Source organism: Paenibacillus sp. UNC217MF, from assembly GCF_000686865.1.
GTDB classification, from domain to species: domain Bacteria; phylum Bacillota; class Bacilli; order Paenibacillales; family Paenibacillaceae; genus Paenibacillus_B; species Paenibacillus_B suaedae.
This window is the reverse complement of record NZ_JMLT01000026.1, coordinates 13,101-31,493: the sequence shown is the minus strand read 5'-3', so window position 1 is coordinate 31,493 and position 18,393 is coordinate 13,101. Positions and strand designations below refer to the sequence as shown.

Here is an 18,393-nt window from a genome sequence, read left to right as displayed (position 1 = left end):
ACACAGTGATGCAACAATCGAAGGGAGATTCATTCATGCCTGGAACCATTACTATCGTCGGGCTCGGCTCCGGCGATGAAAGCCAATTGACGTTAGCCGTATGGAACTTGCTGCGCGAGGCGAAGCAATTGTACGTACGCACGGCTGACCATCCGGTAATCGCATATTTACAACAGAATGATGTCGCATTTCGCTCGTTCGATTCCGTATATGAAATGCAAGACGATTTCCCATCGGTGTACAAAGAAATTGTTCGCCAATTGATAGCAGCTGCTGCTGTCAGTCCCGAGAATCCGATTGTGTACGCGGTTCCTGGGCATCCGATGGTCGCAGAGTCAACGGTTCGCTTGCTGCGGGATCAATGCTCGGAACAGGGCATTGAGCTGCGAATTATCGGGGGAGAGAGCTTCCTGGATCAGGCGTTCCTACGTTTCGGATTCGATCCGATTGAAGGGTTCCAACTGCTTGATGCCGCTGGGCTGCAGGCTGATGGCTTGAACCCAAGGTTGCACACCGTGATTGGACAAGTGTATGATACGTTTACAGCATCTGATGTGAAGCTGGGACTGATGGAAGTATATCCGGAAGACTATGAAGTCGTAGTAGGCCATGCGCTTGGCGTAGAAGGCATGGAGCATATGCAGCGTATTCCGCTGTATGAGCTGGATCGCATTGAAGGATACGGCAATCTATCCCTAATTTGGGTTCCACGCACCGACAGTGATGAAGTGCGCAAGCGCACATTCGGTCGCCTGCATGAGATTGTATCGATCTTGCGAAGCCCTGGAGGATGTCCATGGGATCAAGAGCAGACACATGAATCGATTCGCAAAAATCTGATCGAGGAGACGTATGAAGTACTCGAAACGATTGATGACGATGATCCAACTGCGATGCAGGAGGAGCTCGGCGATTTGCTGTTGCAAATTATGCTGCACTCCCAAATGGAGGAAGAAGTGGGTACATTCAGTGTATACGATGTCATCCAATCATTGAATGAGAAGCTTATTTTCCGCCACCCGCATGTATTTGGTAATCAGCATGCAGAAGATGTCGAATCCGCGCTTGGAACATGGGAACAGATGAAGGCAGAGGAGCAGCAGATCAAGGGAATTGCGGACGCGAGACCTTCCGTACTGGACGGTGTGCCGCGTGACTTGCCTGCGCTCATGAAGGCCTATAAGCTGCAGAAAAAGGCGGCTAAAGTCGGATTTGACTGGGACAATGCCAAGGATGTACTTGACAAAGTGGCCGAAGAATTGCAAGAATTGCGAGAGGCGATACGAGATGCGGGATCGGATCAAGACGATGCCGTGAAGGATGAAGAGCTGGATCATGCGCGCGAGGAACTCGGCGATCTATTATTCGCTGTCGTGAATGTATCTCGGTTCATTGACGCCGATCCAGAAGAGTCGTTAACATATACGAACCGTAAATTTGTACGCCGATTTCAATACATCGAAGAACAACTTCGTATAAAGGGTAAATCTTTTGACCAAACTGATTTACTAGAAATGGAGCAATGGTGGCAGGAAGCGAAGCGCTTAGAGCCATAATGCTTGGGGTGCAGCGGACTACTGCTCTCTATTTTTCGTCAAAATATGAAAAAATGCCGCACCCGGGAAGGAATTTGGTGATGAAGCAAGAATACATACAAGCATCAACATTCCAAGGCTCGGGCAAGCGCCTGTAGACCATTATTCATTTCAACTATGAAAAAGAGGAATTGGGAGGACAATACACATGAACAAAACAGATTTGATCAACAACATTTCCACAAAAAGCGGTTTGACTAAGAAGGACGTTGAATCCGTACTGAACGGCTTCTTTGGTGAAGTAACAGACGCTTTGGCTAGTGGCGACAAAGTTCAATTGATCGGCTTCGGCACATTCGAAACACGCAAGCGCGCTGGCCGCACAGGTCGCAACCCGCAAACAGGTAACACAATCGAGATTCCTGAATCTACAGTTCCTGCATTCAAAGCGGGCAACAAGCTTAAAGAAGCTGTAAAATAATGCGTCTAGACAAGTTCCTGAAAGTATCGCGGCTCATCAAGCGGCGTACTGTCGCGAAGGATGTGTCCGAGCAGGGGCGTGTTGAACTGAATGGCCGTGAAGCGAAGCCGAGCACGACAGTGAAGGTCGGCGACGAGATTACGGTACAATTCGGGCAGAAGCTCGTCACCGTCCGAGTAGAGCGTCTCCAAGAGACGACGAAGAAGGAAGAGGCGGCGGGCATGTATACGCTGCTGAAGGAAGAAGCAATTCCAAGAGACAACGGATTGAACTGGTAACAGCCAGTCCATTGCGATAGAAATGCATATTCCAACGAGCAAGGAAGCGGTTATCCGTCTGAGAAGACGGAACCGCTTCTTTTGATTTGCGAGGAAACATTCAGTGGTGTGTAGCAGTTTTATATAGGTCTCTCCTTGATATAGAGCATTATGGGTATTCGGTCATGGGCTATCATGCGGAGGACATACGCGCTATAATGGAATAAGCAATCCCACTGAGGTGGGATTCAACATCATAACATTCCGTGCTTCAGCACGGGAGAGGTTCGCAATCTCCCTCTATAAAAAACTAAGGCTGACAGCATCCTACAGGGCTATCTTTCCTTAGTGCTGTCTTTTTTTGTGCTTACAGGGGCTGTATATCGGCTATAGCCAACGAACAGCCAACCTGAGCAAGCACAGGCCTTCTGTCTTAGGAGACCCTTTATAGGGTTGTGAGGGGACAGGAAAGGATGAAGAATACATGAAGCAAGTAAATGAACAAGTATGCAACAACCACGTTTCCTCAGCCGGCGAAGCAGCTTGGAATGCAGATTCCCATAGCCAAGCGCATGCAGGACGGAAGCAAGGCAAGGCTGTCGTCGTCTTTAGTGGCGGGCAAGACAGCACAACCTGTCTGTTTTGGGCACTGCAGCGATTTGAGGAAGTCGAGACGATCACCTTTGACTATGGACAACGCCATAAGTCAGAGCTGGAGCATGCGAAGGCGATTGCCGGTAAGTTGGGTGTACCGCACCGGATCCTCGATATGTCCTTGCTCAATCAACTGGCTCCCAATGCGTTGACGCGAGACGACATCGCGATTGAACAGGAAGAAGGCGAACTTCCGAGCACCTTTGTGGAAGGACGGAACTTATTGTTCTTCTCCTTCGCTGCTGTCTATGCGAAGCAGATTGGAGCACGCCATATCGTTACAGGAGTATGTGAGACGGACTTCAGTGGTTATCCAGACTGCCGCGACGTATTTGTCAAATCGCTCAATGTTACGCTGAATCTGGCAATGGATTATGGATTCGTACTGCATACCCCGCTGATGTGGCTGGATAAGGCAGATACGTGGCGTCTTGCTGACGAACTTGGTGCCTTCGACTTCGTTCGTACCGAAACGGTAACTTGCTACAACGGACTTCCGGGAGATGGATGCGGAGAATGCCCGTCCTGCAAGCTGCGCAAGGCAGGACTTGAACGTTACCTGATGGAACGTAAGCAAGAGGAGGGGACAAGCCGATGAATACTCCTGGGCCATTCCGTATCGTCGATAAGCTGCAAGTGCTGGGAGCCGACATTTCACAGGATTCGCTGCGTTATCACCGTCATCGGGTACTTGTGAGCAAAGAGTTTACCTTCGATGCTGCCCACCATTTACATGCTTATGAAGGCAAATGTAAAAACCTTCATGGGCATACGTACAAGGTTGTTTTTGGGTTAAGCGGATTTGTAAATGAAATCGGGCTGGCGCTCGATTTTGGAGATATAAAGGAGATTTGGAAGGATAGAATCGAGCCTTATCTCGATCATCGTTACTTGAATGAAACACTCCCACCGATGAATACAACGGCAGAGAACATGGTCGTGTGGTTGTATGAACAAATGCAAGTTGCATTGCAAACTGAACCTTACACAGAGCGATGCGAAGGGGGAAGGGTAGAATTTGTTCGGCTCTATGAGACTCCGACCAGCTATGCGGAAGCACGACGGGAGTGGATGGAGCAATGACGATTCCTGTTCTCGAAATATTTGGCCCTACTGTGCAGGGAGAAGGGCTTCTAGTTGGCCAGAAGACGATGTTCGTCCGTACAGCAGGCTGTGATTACCGCTGCTCTTGGTGCGATTCTGCCTTTACATGGGATGGTTCTGCCAAAGACGATATCCGTCAGTTGACGGCAGATGACGTTATTGCAGAGCTAGATCGTCTGGCTGAGGGACGCTATGGGCATGTTACGATATCTGGCGGCAACCCAGCCTTGCTGGAATGTATGGGCGAGTTGGTCCAACGTCTCGGCGAACGCGGGGTTCGCACGGCTGTAGAGACACAGGGATCACGCTGGCAGAACTGGCTCTTGGATATTAATGATGTCACGCTGTCTCCGAAGCCACCAAGCTCTGGGATGGGTACAAACTTCACACGCTTGGATGAGATCGTAGGCAAGCTATGGAATCGGTCTGCACGCAAGGGACTATGCCTGAAGGTCGTTGTGTTCAATGAAGATGACATGCAGTATGCGATAGAAGTCCATGAACGCTACCCTGAGATTCCATTCATCATGCAGACGGGGAATGAGGATGTCCATAGCGGAGATGACCAGGAGTTGGTACAGAAGCTGCTTCGGCAATATGAATGGTTGATCGATAAGGTTGCCTTAGAACCGCGCTTGAACCAGATACGTGTGCTGCCCCAGCTGCACACATTGGTGTGGGGCAACAAGCGTGGCGTATAGCGCGATGTCTATCTTCTGCCTACACAGGTGGAATGGAGTTCTAGATACAAGTATGGCTCGTACAACTCATGCAGGATTACAGGTTATCCTACGAAAATGATACAGAGGGAGATTCAATGACGATGGCAGGAAGAAATGAAGCAGAATTGCATTTGAAGCAGCTTGGATTGAAGACGGAGTACCCGTCAGACTATGCACCAGACATTTTGGAGTCATTCGACAACAAACATCCTAACCGGGATTATTTCGTCAAATTCAATTGTCCGGAATTTACAAGTCTATGTCCGATTACGGGACAGCCAGACTTTGCGACCATTTACATCAGCTATATCCCGGGTGTGAAATGTGTGGAGAGCAAGTCGCTCAAGCTGTATTTGTTCAGTTTTCGCAACCATGGCGACTTCCATGAGGATTGCGTGAACATCATAATGAATGATCTGATTAAGCTGCTTGATCCGAGATATATCGAGGTATGGGGCAAATTTACCCCGCGTGGCGGCATCTCGATTGACCCGTACTGCAACTATGGCCAGCCGGGTACGAAATATGAAGAGATGGCTGCTCATCGACTGATGAACCATGATATGTATCCAGAGAAGGTAGACAACCGCTAAGGTATAAGATGCTGGCAACGACTGAGCAATCACAATAAATAGAGCAAGCGAAGAGAGAGAGTATACGTTCATAGTATAATCCTCTCTCCTTGCTATAGTTGCAGTTCTAATCTTCAATCTCCTTCATAAGCTAGTGTTGAGAAGGAGGGGTACATGCCATGGTTGATTTCAATAAGCCAGCGGCCAAGCGCCAAGAAGTGAAGATGATGAACCGCAAGCTCCTCGAGATTAGCGGAGTGAGCAAGGTAGAGAGCTTCGACAGTGAGGAGTTCCTGCTTGATACAGAATGCGGCTTCTTGACGATACGCGGCCACAATTTGCATATTAAAAATTTGAGCCTGGAACAAGGCTTGGTTGCCATCGAAGGTACGGTCAACTCCCTGACCTATTTGGATGCGAATGCGCAGGACAAGTCGAAGGGCTTTTTCGGTAAGTTATTCAAGTGAACCTCCACACTCAATGGATGACCGTGATGCTCATGATGATGAGCGGACTTGCGCTTGGTCTGGTGTTCGACAGCTACCGTGTCGTCGCAGGCCAATTCAAGTTTCCACGGTGGACGCTGCCTGTATTCGATCTACTCTATTGGCTGGCAGCGACGCTATTCGTGTTCCAAATGCTCGTGAAGGGCAATCAGGGAGAATTAAGATTTTATGTGCTGCTTGGTCTAGCAGCAGGCGCATGGCTGTATGCTGTCTTTCTTAGCAGAATAACCGTTATGATTGTGAAATGGGTAGTTGCCGCCATAAAGGCCATATGGCACTTCGCAATGCGGTGTGTGTATGTGCTTATTGTACTGCCGTTCAAAGGGATATGGGCAGGAATAAAAGCACTTACATTATTTTTCATATCGTCTGCTATGTTCCTCCTCAAAATTGTGCTACAATGTTTACGACCGCTCTGGCTGCTCATCGCATGGTTGTTCAAGCCGCTTGTCATGCCGCTATGGAACCGATTCAGAATGACGGAACGGTGCAAGGGCATATGGCAAGGGGTGATATCAGCCGGCAAGCGCATTTCCGCGTGGCTCATTGGTGTACGTTGCCAGATGAGGCGGTTCCTTGACCTGTTTAGACGCAAGCGTTAGCGGGTAAGGTGTATCGTGAGCTACTGATACAAGGGGGTGCACGTATGTCGGTGTCTAAATCCCGAAGACATACTCCAAGCCGCAACCAAGATAACAAAATAGCGGGAGCCAAGCGCAGATTGCGCATGTGGCTGATCTTCATGGCGTTGTTTATAGGGTGGGGCACGTATACGTACTTCAGTCAATTGAACACGATGGAAGAGCTTCGCTCAGATTTGAAGGCGCGTGAGAAGGAGAAGGGCGAAGTCGAACAGGTTCGCAACGATCTGCGTCAAGAGGTCGATCGGCTCAATACAACGGAATACATACTGCAATTGGCGCGAAGCCGAGGTATGGTGCTTCCGGACGAACTCCTCATCCGCAAACACGACGAATAGAGCGTAAAATCAGGACAACCGTCGGTTGACCAATGTTGCGCCATTACAGTATAATCACGACATAAGCATTGCTTTTTTGCTTTTGAGCAATGTTCCGTTTAACATTTTAAGGGAGGAACATTTTATTCTATGACAATTGAAGTGGGCACCAAGTTAGAAGGCAAGGTGACAGGGATTACGCATTTTGGAGCGTTCGTTGATCTGTCGGGAGGTGTCACGGGACTGGTTCACATCTCTGAAATTGCCGATAACTATGTCAAGGACGTGAATGACCATTTGAAGATTGACGATACAGTCACGGTCAAAGTTATTAACGTCGACAAGGACGGCAAGATCGGCTTGTCTATTAAGCAAGCAGTCGATAAACCTGTAACGGAACAGAGACCTCCAAGAGGACCTCGTCCGGACCGTCCTCCAGGAAGAGACGGGGGCAATAGCAGGTATGGACACGGGAACCGGGATCGAGGGGGACGCAAGTCGCCTAGTTTCGCTTCTTTTGAGGATAAGATGTCGCGCTTCCTTAAGGATAGTGAAGAACGCATTTCTTCTTTGAAGAAGAATACGGAATCCAAGCGTGGAGGCCGTGGAGCACGCCGCATGTAATCGTCCATGACGACAACGTAATTAAAGCCGCAAGCCGGGCAACCGGTTTTTGCGGTTTTTTTGCGTGTGCAGATAAGCAAAACATGTAGACATCCGGACGCCATGATCTGACGGGATCGTCGTTTCCTTGCCGCACAATTGCTGGAAAAACTTTTTTTGTCGTGTCGGCCTGCCTGTACGACAGGTTCTTACGCCTTTCCGTATGCTTTATTGTCAAATGACCGTCGACCCTAGCGGATGGACGACAAAAATATGACATCTTCTCTTCAAAGCTGCTTAAATGGAAATCGGCCAAACCCCTGATACGCCGCACATATTCCGCACTGGAAAGCGCTCGCGACGCTTGTCGGAAAGTTTTTTTGACCCCTTTCCTTTTTATGACAAACTATTTCTATCACCTTTTCTATAATGAGAGGCACACAATTCATAGAATAGGTGGTGCCAAATGATGAGTAAGACAAAGATCATTCCATTTCCAAAAAGAGGCTGGCAGGATATCAAGGAAGAAGGAACCGGATGGATGAATGTGCCTAGCAAATGGCGTCTGGACGGATTCCAACGTATGCTAGGTACGCGCAAATGGACGATTATGTTCGTCCTGATCGGCTTCCTTCTTGGTCGTGCCATGATCTTGAATGAATTATTCCCGTTTGCGGCTGCCTTTTTTGCGGTTGTATATTTCTCGCGCCGGGAGCTGGCTACGTGGGTGGGAACTGCATTGTTAGCCGGAAGCTTGTTCGCTCCAGAGCAAATTACAATAATGATGGGGATGCAGCTGCTGCTCATTGTCCTCATGTATCGTGGATGGAAGGCTTATGATAGACGTTCAGATATGAACATCGCACCATTGATGGTGTTTGCGGCTAGTCTTATTGTGAAGCTGCTCGTCACTTTTCTATCACACTCTTTTACTTGGTATGCCCTAGCAATGGATGTTACAGATGCGGCGCTTGGCTTCGTCTTAACGCTCGTATTTGTTCAAGCCCTACCCGTACTAACGATGAGTAAACGCAATTATACGCTTCGTGTGGATGAAATGATTTGCCTAATGATTCTGCTTGCTTCTATGATGACAGGTGCTGTCGGCTGGAGTGTACAGGGCATGCAGCTGGATCATATTTTATCACGCTATTTCGTTCTTCTGTTTGCCCTAGTTGGCGGAGCGCCGTTAGGCGCATCAGTAGGCGTTGTGCTAGGACTAATCCTTGGTCTTGCAGAGCCGAGCTCACTATCGCAAATGAGCGTACTAGCCTTCTCTGGTCTGCTTGCAGGACTGCTGCGGGAAGGGAAGCGCTGGGCAGTTGCCTTCGGTATGCTGCTAGGTACGGCAATCTTATCGGTCTATATTGGTCCTCCTGAGCAGGTCATGGTATCGACATGGGAGACGATAGCCGCAGCCGCCCTATTTCTGCTTACTCCCAAATCCATATGCCGCACATTGGCTAAGTATGTCCCAGGGACGAGTGAGCATACGAATTCACAGCATGAATATGCGAAGCGCATGCGCGACATGACGGCAGAGCGCGTCCAGCAGTTCTCCAAGGTATTCGATCAGCTGTCACACAGCTTCAAGCAGGCTGCACCTACGACGACTGGTGATGCACCTGCGCAGGCAGGTGAGGAAGAGATATCGGATGGAGTTATTGAGGCTGCATCCGTGGTTACATGCGGGGCATGTCCGCGAAGGCAGGCATGTTGGGGCCGCAAGTCGATCCAGACGATGACGATGATGAAGCAAATGCTCGTGAAGGTGGAGGGGAACCCGGAGTTCGCATGGAAGGACAAGCCGCTCCCTCACTCTTGGAAGACACATTGCCTGCGGGCGCATCAGATGCTTACGGTGCTGCGAGATCAGCATATTCGGAACATACATGAGGAACATTGGCGCAGGCAGCTGCAGGACAGTCGCCAGTTTGTAGCTGAGCAATTATCAGGGGTTTCGCAGGTCATGGACGACTTAGCGAAGGAAATTCAGCGCGAGGGCAGAGAACTGTTCATGCAGGAGGAGCAGATCCGTCAGGCCGTAGAAGATCTAGGATTGTCGGTTCACCGTGTAGATATCATGTCACTGGATCCTGGGCGTGTGGAGATTGAAATGGTGCATTCCTTCACGGAAGGATATGATGAATGCCGCAAGCTGATTGCCCCGCTGCTGTCAGATATATTGGGCGAGCATATTGCCGTACGGGACGAATCCATTACCAGATCGGAAGGGCAGGGGGTTGTCTCCTTCGTAACCGCGAAGGCCTTCGAGGTTGATACAGGGATGGCGGGTACTGCCAAGGGAGGTGGAATGCTGTCGGGAGATAGCTTTAGTGCGCTCGAGCTGGGCAGCGGCAAGTTCGCTGTTGCTTTAAGTGACGGAATGGGGAATGGAGAGAGGGCGCGTTTGGAGAGCAGCACGGCACTTCACTTGCTTGCTCAGCTGCTTCAGGCAGGAATTGAGGAGCAGTTGGCGATCAAGTCCGTCAATTCGGTGCTGACCCTTCGATCTCCTGATGAAGTGTACGCTACACTAGATTTAGCAATTATTGATTTATTCTCTGCCAAGACGATGTTGATTAAGAGTGGTTCAACGCCAAGCTTCATTAAGCGAGGCGAAGAAGTTCATTTAGTTTCCTCGAACAATTTGCCGATAGGTATATTACAGGATATTGAAATTGAACTGGTTGACGCCTCTCTATCACCGGGTGATATCGTGGTAATGATGACAGACGGGGTATTTGATGCGCCTGGGTCGGCCGTTAATAAGGAATTATGGATGAAGCGGCTCATCCAGGAGCTCGAGACCGACGACCCGCAGGAAATTGCTGATCTCCTGCTAGAGACTGTCATCCGGCATTCGGGCGGACGTATTGATGATGATATGACCATTGTTGTCACGCGTGTAACGAGACATCGACCACAATGGGCGACTTTGCACTGGAGTGGGGGTGATCGAATCGAACGGCCAATGCCTGTCAGTTGATTATCCATGAACAGACAATGAACGATTATTCCTCATTTGCTTCTCAGACTTCTCCCGAGAGGGGAGGACTCACACTATGGTTAAACTCTCCTATTATGGGGCACACTAGAACTATATTCATAGTGACCATAGGGAGATGAATGAAGGATGATGAAGCAAATTCTTCTCATTACGGATGGATGCTCCAATGTAGGCATTCAGCCAGCCATTGCCGCCGCGGAGGCAAGGGAGAACGGAATAACGGTCAATGTAGTCGGCATTGTTGATTATGGTACAATTGGACAATTGGGTGCTTGCGAGATTGAGGAGATTGCTAGTGCAGGCGGTGGTGTAAGCCGCATCGTGCAATCGCATGAGCTGTCACAGACGATTCAGATGATGACACGTAAGACGGTAGTGCAGACGATACAGCAGGCTGTGAATAAGGAATTGAAGCTAATTCTGGGTGATGCTGCAACTGATGGCGTGCAAGCACTTCCACTGGAGAAACGTTCTGAAGTGGTTCGTGTCATGGACGAAATGACGGAACAGTCAGCGCTTAAGGTGGCGCTGCTCATTGATGCTAGTGCAAGCATGAAGCCGAAGCTGGCCGCAGTCGAGGAAGCGATACGAGATTTAATGCTTAGCCTGCAAGCTCGAAGCGGCAAGAGTGAGCTGTGTGTATTTCATTTTCCTGGCCCATATGGGGGAGAGGAAGCAGTACAGGACTTGGAGTGGACGGATGAAATCACGCGTGCGAAGAAGTTGTTCCAGCGACTGAATATGCGTGGGACAACACCGACTGGCCCGGCTTTGCTGCAAGTCATAGATTATTATCGTGCGGCACCTCGTACTGTGAACAAGGAAGCAGAAGTGGTGCCTATTAATCATCATGAAAGAATGGAAATGGACGGGGTATGGAGTGACTACATCGTTTAAGGAAAGGCGACAACTCAATAGATCATCCCAAAAATCCCAAAAGGGAGACTCCCATCACCAGTTGCGGGCAGGCATGGTGCTGGATGGGGTATGGAATCACCGTGCCTATCGGATTGAGCGTCTTCTTGGAAGTGGCGCCAATGGGGTAGTCTATCTGGTGACGATGCTGTCGGCCCCTAATGATGGACGTGGGGGAACGATAGGCACCTTTGCGTTGAAAATAAGCGCCAACGCCGTTGATCTCCAATCGGAAGTGAATGCCCTTGGCAGTCTGGAGAAGCAGCGGCGAACATCCTCCCGATCATCAGCTCACCAAGACAATCGCCCCTTCCTTGTTGATGTAGATGATGCAGATATGAATGGGGAGCGTATATCCTTTTATGTAATGCGCTATGTTCCAGGTGAAAGTATTAAAGCTTACATCCGGAAGAAGGGCCCCAGGTGGTACGGTATAGTGGGGAGCAAACTGCTGGCGAAGCTGCATAATGTACATCGGCATGGATGGGTATTCGGCGATCTTAAGGCGGAAAATGTCATTGTAGGTAATGGCGGAGAGGTTGAGCTTGTTGATTATGGAGGATTAACGAGCAGAGGGAAGAGCGTAAAGCAATTCACTGAAATGTATGATCGGGGGTATTGGCATGCAGGCTCGCGTACAGCAGATGATGGATATGATCTGTTCTCATTTGCCATATTGACGATTCAAGTGCTCGGGGGAAAGGAGTTCCGTGAGCGCATGAAACGAGCATTGCCCCAAACGCGGGAAGTAAAGGAAGTACTGGAGCTTGTTCATACTCATCCTGTCCTGCGGCATTATGAGTCATGGCTTGTCCATGCGTTAAAGGGGACATTTGCAAATTCGGAAGAAGCATGCCGGATGTGGGATGAATTAAGTCGCCGCTTGCATCGATCGGGGATGCGGCCATACCGGCCAACTCCGCTATGGATGAAGTGGTTTTTTGCTGTATCTGTTATTTTGTTTGCAATTAGTATCGTATGGTGGACAGGAAGCTTCTATTAATTTTATAGCCTAAATTGTGGTATATTGGTAACAATCATATGCATCTTATCCGTAGGAACAACGTAGTTATACATACATACTTATTAAGAAGATGTTCGAAATGGAGGCAGTTGAGCTCAATCGACTTCCGATGGATGCAGTGCAGGCTTCACGGGCTCGATTGGTAGCACGCTGATTTTGAACGTGCTTCATCGATTTGGTATGCTTCATACATAGCAAGACGGGACATGAACCTGCACGTGAGTGGAGCTTTACTGCGGAAGCATGCAGGTGCTTGAATGAATGCCGGGAATCGGGGATGAATAATGACAGCAGGACAATCATCGGACGGTGAGCAATTCAATACTTGGGACAAATGGATAGAGCGATTGGAAGCCGATTGGTGTAAGAGAGGTCTCTGGGGTGCAGGTGCTGTAATGGTAGTAGCTGTATCAGGCGGTCCGGATTCGATGCTGCTTCTACATGCATTGGCTGCATTGAACGAACGAAGTGACTGCAAGCCGGGCAGGCTCATTGTTGCCCATGTTCATCATGGATTTCGCGGGCAAGAATCAGATGAAGAGGCCAGATTCGTCGAGCAGGAAGCGGCAAGATTGGGGCTTCCATTTGAGATGATCCGGGTCGATGCTCCTGGTTTAGCGAAGCGGGAAGGACTTAATCCTCAGGCGGCAGCAAGGCAGCTTCGATATGAGTTCCTCATCCGTACTGCCAGTCATTATGGAGCTACTCATGTTGCGCTTGCTCATCATGCGGATGACCAAGCCGAGACCGTACTTATGCGCTTAATAAGAGGATCAGGCAGCACGGGGTTAGCTGGAATGGCGTGGAGCCGCGAAGAAGAAGGGCTGCTCTTTGTTCGGCCATTGCTAATGCTGCGTAAGATGGAAGTGCTCCATTGGTGCTCAGTGCGGGACATTCCATATGTGAACGACAGCAGCAACACCAAGCGCAGTTATTTTCGCAATCGGATGCGACTGGATATTATCCCTCAGCTTGAGGAGGAGAATCCGAGACTTGTTGAAGCGCTCTGCAGGATGGCGGACTCACTGCGTGATGAAGATGATTATATGGAAGCGGAGACCCGCAGGTTGTTTCAACGTCACGTAAAGGCGGTAAACGATGGTAGGTCCGGTGACAGCAATGCCGCATTATTTATTCCGCATGTGCAGGCGGGATATATTCTTGATCGGAACACCTTTCTAGGATTACATGTTGCTTTACAACGCAGGTTGATTAAACTAATATTAAATTATCTTACACGAGGTTCGGATCAGATTGATTTTGAAGCCGTTGACTCAGCAAGAGTGAGGGCAGCAGGCGAGTGTTCGACTACGTGGAGGGTGGATGTTGCTCAAGACATTGTATTTGCGCGTGAATATGAGCGTTTGCTATGGCTTCGGATACACCATGATTCTACAGAAGGTGCAGACTGCAAGACTGGCTTTACGATACATAGAACCGATGCAATGGGGCAATTGTCATTACCGAATAACAATAGCACACTGCGGTGGACGACTGTGGCAGAAGTGAAGGCTGGCAGCGATGCCGGAAGGAGCGAGAGCTTTTCAGCGGGTCAACATCATCACGGACAGGCTTGGGAAGCTTCATTTGATGCTGAAGAGCTGTGTTGGCCGCTTGTTGTTCGTACTCGGCAGCCAGGAGATCGGATGCGGGTGCAAGGACTAAATGGCAGCAAAAAAGTGCAAGATATGTTCGTTGACTTGAAAATCGCGCCGTCATTGCGTGACACGATTCCTCTTGTTGCGGACGCGAACGGACACATTGTGTGGATACCTGGAGTGCGGCGTTCTAATGCGGCATATGTGCAGCCTTCGACACAAGCGGTCGTTCATTTTGCACTGGAGGGCGGAGCCCATGAGCGATCTGTCCATCCATGAGGTAACGAACACATAGCCGGTCATTGGGTTGCCGCATGGAACGATTAACGTTCACATAAGATTGAGTATTCACAATAGGAGGGCCCATCATTGCATAACGACATTGAGAAGGTAGTATTTAGCGAGGAACAGCTTCAAGCAAAAGTACAGGAATTGGGTGAACAGATTAGCCGCGATTACGCTGGTAAATGTCCGCTCGTTATTTGCGTGCTCAAGGGCGCGTTCATTTTTATGGCCGATTTGGTCAAGAATGTTACAGTACCGTTGGAATTGGACTTCATGGCGGTATCCAGCTATGGCGCATCGACGAAGTCTTCGGGCGTTGTGCGCATTATGAAAGATTTGGATGTATCGGTTGAAGGCCGCGACGTTCTCATTGTGGAGGACATTATTGATACAGGGCTGACCCTCAGTTACTTAATTGAGGTGCTTCAGGGCCGCAAGGCGAACTCGATCCGTGTAGTTACTCTGTTCGATAAGCCAGCGCGTCGCACCACTAATATGGAAGCAGACTACAAAGGCTTCGTTTTGCCGGATGAGTTCATCGTTGGGTACGGACTTGATTTTGCTGAGAAGTATCGCAACCTTCCATACATTGGCGTATTGAAGCGTGAGATTTATTCCGACGAGGTGTAGAATCATTCATTCTCATCGCTTAGATGGTCAAGTTGTGATGGCAATACGTGCTATGATACAATAATTTCGTGTCTTTGAGAGGAGGTTGGGGATGAATCGCTTTTTTAAGAACTCTGGTTTTTATCTGATTCTTTTTCTAGTCGTGGTCGGCATTGTCCAATTCATTGGCAACGGCGGAGAAGCCACGGAAACCCCGAGATATGACCAGTTTCGCAAAGAGTTAGCGGCCAACAATATAGACGAAATGACGATTCAATATGAAGGTCGGGCATATTTGGTCATCGGTAAATATAAGAAAATTCCAGATGGACAGAAATCTCAGCAGTTCGTAACGTATATTCCAGATAGCTCACCAGCTATTGAGGAGATTATGAAGGCCGATACGGCACAGCAATCCCTCAAGCTTACGTGGAAGAAGATGGAGGAGCAAAGCCTATGGCTGACGGTTCTGACTTCCTTCATTCCATTTGTGATCATGTTCATCCTGTTCTTCGTCTTCTTTAATCAAGCTCAGGGTGGCGGCGGCAAGGTCATGAATTTCGGTAAGAGCCGTGCTCGCTTGTATAATGAAGAGAAGAAGCGTGTTACCTTCGAGGATGTTGCAGGGGCGGATGAAGAGAAGCAGGAATTGGTCGAGGTCGTCGAATTCCTTAAGGATCCGCGCAAGTTCGCAGCACTCGGCGCACGCATACCGAAGGGCGTTCTTCTGAACGGTCCTCCAGGTACAGGTAAGACATTGCTTGCACGTGCTGTTGCAGGCGAAGCAGGAGTTCCTTTCTTCAGCATTTCTGGTTCTGACTTCGTTGAAATGTTCGTCGGTGTCGGTGCATCCCGTGTGCGAGACCTGTTCGAAAATGCGAAGAAAAATGCTCCTTGTATTATCTTTATTGATGAAATCGATGCTGTTGGTCGTCAGCGCGGCGCCGGTCTTGGCGGCGGTCATGACGAGCGGGAGCAGACGCTTAACCAATTGCTCGTCGAGATGGACGGTTTCGGCGCCAATGAAGGAATCATCATTGTCGCAGCAACGAACCGACCGGATATTCTCGATCCAGCATTGCTCCGTCCAGGTCGTTTCGACCGTCAAATCACAGTGGATCGCCCTGACTTGAAGGGCCGGGAAGCTGTATTGAAGGTTCACGCGCGCAACAAGCCGCTGAACAAGGACGTGAAGCTGAATACAATTGCCAAGCGTACAACTGGATTTACTGGTGCCGACTTGGAGAACTTGCTGAACGAAGCAGCATTGCTTGCAGCGCGCAAAAACCATAAAGACATTACGATGACAGATGTGGACGAAGCAATCGACCGCGTTATCGTAGGTACAGAGAAGCGCAGCCGCATGATCAGCGATCGAGAAAAACGTATTGTCGCGTTCCATGAAGCCGGTCATACCATTATCGGATACTTCTTGGAACATGCAGATATGGTGCACAAGGTTACGATTATTCCTCGCGGACGTGCTGGCGGATACGTCATCATGCTGCCGAAGGAAGATCGTATGCTTACAACAAAGCAAGAGCTTCTGGACAGAGTTACAGGTTTGCTTGGTGGTCGGGTTGCTGAGGAATTGTTCATCGGCGAAATTGGCACAGGCGCTTATAGTGACTTCCAGCAAGCAACACGAATTGTGCGCAGCATGATTATGGAGTACGGCATGAGCGAGAAGCTCGGCCCAATGCAGTTCGGCAACCGTCAAGGAGAAGTATTCCTCGGTCGTGACCTTGGTCATGAACAGAACTACTCTGATGCGATTGCTTACGAAATCGATCAGGAGATGCAGCGTATCATGAACGAGTGCTACGAGCGTGCGAAGACATTGCTGACGAAGCATACTCGCGAAATGAACCTCATCGCCAATACATTGCTTGAGTTGGAGACACTCGAACTTGATCAAATCAAGCAATTGATCGAGAATGGCCACATCTCCGATAAGAAGTCGGATGGAGATGAGTCTGCCGGCACACCGGTGACAGGCGGCACATCCTCCAGTACGCCAATTATTGAAACTACTGGCGATGTGAAGGTGAACCTTGTTGGCAAGCCAGAGAAGCTTGGCCCTACGCAGTGGGATTCCCCAGCTGATGCTAAGCCGGAAGGCGACATTCCGAACGGAGCCTCACCAGAGGACTTCCGCAGCAATGAGCCACAGGCAGTTGAACGTCCAGATGCTCCTTCCGAGCAGTCAGAGACGAATACAGATGCCACAGGCAATCCGGATGACAACAAGAACAAGAACCAATAGAATAGCCCTCATTCGCCGATTTGGCGATTGTAAAGAGTGCACCATAGCGTGCACTCTTTTTTTATGGCTATTGAAATATTGGCGCAGTCTCGATTGTGAATTGACACAGCCATAGGCGTTGTGTAAATTAAGTGTTAATGACTACAACAAGCGGGAGACCATACGTGCAGATCATTATCACGGTTTTCGTGCCGTACTGCATGATAGATTTTTCACTTGGGTGTGGGAGCTCGTGACTGATGGAATGATGGAATTTCTGTTGGTACGAGCGATACTATAACCTGTCATCGTACAACGTTGCCACCGTTGATGATGCGTCATGCAGGTGTTCTTCTGACCTGCTAGGAGCGTAAAGAATACATCAAGATTGAAGCAACGGGCGAGTTCACACTCTACCGTTCGCGGCAAAGCGTTGATCGGTGTCGATGTCAATTCCGTATAAGCGTTTCCATGGTTATAACGGTCGACATCAATCTTGACTTGAATGCGAAGAAAGAGGGATAGAACTGTGATTCTCGTTATCGATGTAGGAAATACAAATATTGTTCTAGGTGTATATCAACAGGAGACGCTGCAGCATTTTTGGAGGCTGTCCACGAATCGTCAAGCGACAGCGGATGAATATGGTGTCATGATCCACAACTTATTCTCACTGGCAGGGCTTTCGGTTAAGGATATCGATGGAGTTATTATCTCGTCTGTCGTTCCACCGATTATGTCTACGATGGAACTCTTGTGTGAGACATACTTGTACAAGACGCCGCTTATCGTAGGGCCAGGCGTAAAGACAGGTTTGAATATCCGATATGAAAACCCGCGTGAGGTTGGTGCAGACCGCATCGTGAACGCGGTTGCTGCCATCGACCAATACGGTGGTGAGATGCCACTTGTAGTTGTCGATTTCGGTACAGCGACAACTTTTGATGTGATTGATGTGCAAGGCAATTACTTGGGCGGGGCAATCGTTCCGGGGATTGGCATCTCTACTGAGGCGCTCTATCAGCGTGCAGCGAAGCTCCCTCGTATTGAACTGACGAAGCCGAAGTCCGTTATTGGCCGCAATACGGTTCATTCCATGCAGGCAGGCATCATATTCGGATACGCTGGACAAGTTGATGGGATCGTGGATCGCATAAGCCAAGAACTAGGCGCACAACCTAAGGTCGTTGCAACCGGTGGCTTGGCGGAGCTCATTGCAAGCGAATCGCGTACAATTGATACGACGAATCCACTGCTGACCCTTGAGGGGCTGCGTCTCATTTACAATCGTAACCAATAATATAGAGAAAATCGT

18 protein-coding genes and 1 riboswitch are annotated in these 18,393 nt (G+C 49.2%); all 18 genes read left to right on the top strand.

What is annotated here, in order from left to right:
• Positions 1 to 35 precede the first annotated feature (35 nt).
• The 18 genes from mazG (at position 36) to BP95_RS0114480 (ending at position 18,378) form a co-directional block, all read left to right on the top strand.
• Positions 36 to 1,556, top strand: coding sequence for a bifunctional methyltransferase/pyrophosphohydrolase YabN (mazG, locus tag BP95_RS0114565; protein WP_028532543.1), 1,521 nt, complete (start codon positions 36 to 38; stop codon positions 1,554 to 1,556).
• A gap of 187 nt (positions 1,557 to 1,743) precedes the next feature.
• On the top strand, positions 1,744 to 2,016 hold the full coding sequence (locus tag BP95_RS0114560; protein WP_021255231.1) for an HU family DNA-binding protein: 273 nt from the start codon (positions 1,744 to 1,746) through the stop codon (positions 2,014 to 2,016).
• Complete coding sequence (locus tag BP95_RS0114555) at positions 2,016 to 2,294, top strand: RNA-binding S4 domain-containing protein (protein ID WP_005545548.1); 279 nt, start codon at positions 2,016 to 2,018, stop codon at positions 2,292 to 2,294. The genes BP95_RS0114560 and BP95_RS0114555 overlap by 1 nt, the downstream gene beginning before the upstream one ends.
• A gap of 255 nt (positions 2,295 to 2,549) precedes the next feature.
• Positions 2,550 to 2,593, top strand: a riboswitch (PreQ1 riboswitch).
• 164 nt (positions 2,594 to 2,757) lie between these two features.
• A complete protein-coding gene (gene queC, locus BP95_RS30415; RefSeq protein ID WP_036667098.1) occupies positions 2,758 to 3,525 on the top strand; it encodes a 7-cyano-7-deazaguanine synthase QueC in 768 nt (255 codons plus the stop codon).
• Positions 3,522 to 4,010 (top strand): 6-carboxytetrahydropterin synthase QueD, encoded by a 489-nt coding sequence (gene queD / locus BP95_RS0114545; RefSeq protein WP_028532542.1) that lies wholly within the window; start codon positions 3,522 to 3,524, stop codon positions 4,008 to 4,010. The genes queC and queD overlap by 4 nt, the downstream gene beginning before the upstream one ends.
• On the top strand, positions 4,007 to 4,732 hold the full coding sequence (gene queE, locus BP95_RS0114540) for a 7-carboxy-7-deazaguanine synthase QueE (protein ID WP_021255228.1): 726 nt from the start codon (positions 4,007 to 4,009) through the stop codon (positions 4,730 to 4,732). The genes queD and queE overlap by 4 nt, the downstream gene beginning before the upstream one ends.
• Before the next feature lie 122 nt (positions 4,733 to 4,854).
• Complete coding sequence (gene queF / locus BP95_RS0114535) at positions 4,855 to 5,346, top strand: preQ(1) synthase (RefSeq protein WP_028532541.1); 492 nt, start codon at positions 4,855 to 4,857, stop codon at positions 5,344 to 5,346.
• A 158-nt stretch (positions 5,347 to 5,504) separates the two neighbouring features.
• On the top strand, positions 5,505 to 5,792 hold the full coding sequence (gene yabP / locus BP95_RS0114530; RefSeq protein WP_021255187.1) for a sporulation protein YabP: 288 nt from the start codon (positions 5,505 to 5,507) through the stop codon (positions 5,790 to 5,792).
• Positions 5,789 to 6,433, top strand: coding sequence for a spore cortex biosynthesis protein YabQ (gene yabQ / locus BP95_RS0114525; protein ID WP_028532540.1), 645 nt, complete (start codon positions 5,789 to 5,791; stop codon positions 6,431 to 6,433). Before yabP ends, yabQ begins: the two co-directional genes overlap by 4 nt.
• A gap of 44 nt (positions 6,434 to 6,477) precedes the next feature.
• Positions 6,478 to 6,810 (top strand): FtsB family cell division protein, encoded by a 333-nt coding sequence (locus tag BP95_RS30410; RefSeq protein ID WP_021255189.1) that lies wholly within the window; start codon positions 6,478 to 6,480, stop codon positions 6,808 to 6,810.
• Between the two features lie 129 nt (positions 6,811 to 6,939).
• A complete protein-coding gene (locus BP95_RS0114515; protein ID WP_021255190.1) occupies positions 6,940 to 7,413 on the top strand; it encodes a S1 domain-containing RNA-binding protein in 474 nt (157 codons plus the stop codon).
• Positions 7,414 to 7,858: 445 nt separating this feature from the next.
• Positions 7,859 to 10,381, top strand: coding sequence for a stage II sporulation protein E (spoIIE, locus tag BP95_RS0114510; protein WP_419181959.1), 2,523 nt, complete (start codon positions 7,859 to 7,861; stop codon positions 10,379 to 10,381).
• Between the two features lie 150 nt (positions 10,382 to 10,531).
• Positions 10,532 to 11,299: a vWA domain-containing protein gene (locus BP95_RS0114505; RefSeq protein WP_028532538.1), complete on the top strand. Its 768-nt coding sequence runs from the start codon at positions 10,532 to 10,534 to the stop codon at positions 11,297 to 11,299.
• The gene (locus tag BP95_RS0114500) at positions 11,253 to 12,320 is read left to right on the top strand and encodes a protein kinase domain-containing protein (RefSeq protein WP_081677014.1); all 1,068 of its coding nucleotides are present in this window, start codon (positions 11,253 to 11,255) and stop codon (positions 12,318 to 12,320) included. Before BP95_RS0114505 ends, BP95_RS0114500 begins: the two co-directional genes overlap by 47 nt.
• Before the next feature lie 305 nt (positions 12,321 to 12,625).
• Positions 12,626 to 14,218: a tRNA lysidine(34) synthetase TilS gene (gene tilS / locus BP95_RS0114495; protein ID WP_021255194.1), complete on the top strand. Its 1,593-nt coding sequence runs from the start codon at positions 12,626 to 12,628 to the stop codon at positions 14,216 to 14,218.
• Positions 14,219 to 14,308: 90 nt separating this feature from the next.
• Positions 14,309 to 14,854: a hypoxanthine phosphoribosyltransferase gene (gene hpt / locus BP95_RS0114490; RefSeq protein ID WP_021255195.1), complete on the top strand. Its 546-nt coding sequence runs from the start codon at positions 14,309 to 14,311 to the stop codon at positions 14,852 to 14,854.
• Positions 14,855 to 14,945: 91 nt separating this feature from the next.
• Positions 14,946 to 17,099 (top strand): ATP-dependent zinc metalloprotease FtsH, encoded by a 2,154-nt coding sequence (gene ftsH, locus BP95_RS0114485; RefSeq protein WP_028532536.1) that lies wholly within the window; start codon positions 14,946 to 14,948, stop codon positions 17,097 to 17,099.
• A gap of 508 nt (positions 17,100 to 17,607) precedes the next feature.
• The gene (locus BP95_RS0114480) at positions 17,608 to 18,378 is read left to right on the top strand and encodes a type III pantothenate kinase (RefSeq protein ID WP_021255197.1); all 771 of its coding nucleotides are present in this window, start codon (positions 17,608 to 17,610) and stop codon (positions 18,376 to 18,378) included.
• Positions 18,379 to 18,393 lie beyond the last annotated feature (15 nt).

Coding starts and splice junctions, on each gene's coding strand:
- mazG (WP_028532543.1), top strand. CDS start 36: ATGCCTGGAACCATTACTATCGTCGGGCTCGGCTCCGGCGATGAAAGC.
- BP95_RS0114560 (WP_021255231.1), top strand. CDS start 1,744: ATGAACAAAACAGATTTGATCAACAACATTTCCACAAAAAGCGGTTTG.
- BP95_RS0114555 (WP_005545548.1), top strand. CDS start 2,016: ATGCGTCTAGACAAGTTCCTGAAAGTATCGCGGCTCATCAAGCGGCGT.
- queC (WP_036667098.1), top strand. CDS start 2,758: ATGAAGCAAGTAAATGAACAAGTATGCAACAACCACGTTTCCTCAGCC.
- queD (WP_028532542.1), top strand. CDS start 3,522: ATGAATACTCCTGGGCCATTCCGTATCGTCGATAAGCTGCAAGTGCTG.
- queE (WP_021255228.1), top strand. CDS start 4,007: ATGACGATTCCTGTTCTCGAAATATTTGGCCCTACTGTGCAGGGAGAA.
- queF (WP_028532541.1), top strand. CDS start 4,855: ATGGCAGGAAGAAATGAAGCAGAATTGCATTTGAAGCAGCTTGGATTG.
- yabP (WP_021255187.1), top strand. CDS start 5,505: ATGGTTGATTTCAATAAGCCAGCGGCCAAGCGCCAAGAAGTGAAGATG.
- BP95_RS30410 (WP_021255189.1), top strand. CDS start 6,478: ATGTCGGTGTCTAAATCCCGAAGACATACTCCAAGCCGCAACCAAGAT.
- BP95_RS0114515 (WP_021255190.1), top strand. CDS start 6,940: ATGACAATTGAAGTGGGCACCAAGTTAGAAGGCAAGGTGACAGGGATT.
- spoIIE (WP_419181959.1), top strand. CDS start 7,859: ATGATGAGTAAGACAAAGATCATTCCATTTCCAAAAAGAGGCTGGCAG.
- BP95_RS0114505 (WP_028532538.1), top strand. CDS start 10,532: ATGAAGCAAATTCTTCTCATTACGGATGGATGCTCCAATGTAGGCATT.
- BP95_RS0114500 (WP_081677014.1), top strand. CDS start 11,253: ATGAAAGAATGGAAATGGACGGGGTATGGAGTGACTACATCGTTTAAG.
- tilS (WP_021255194.1), top strand. CDS start 12,626: ATGACAGCAGGACAATCATCGGACGGTGAGCAATTCAATACTTGGGAC.
- ftsH (WP_028532536.1), top strand. CDS start 14,946: ATGAATCGCTTTTTTAAGAACTCTGGTTTTTATCTGATTCTTTTTCTA.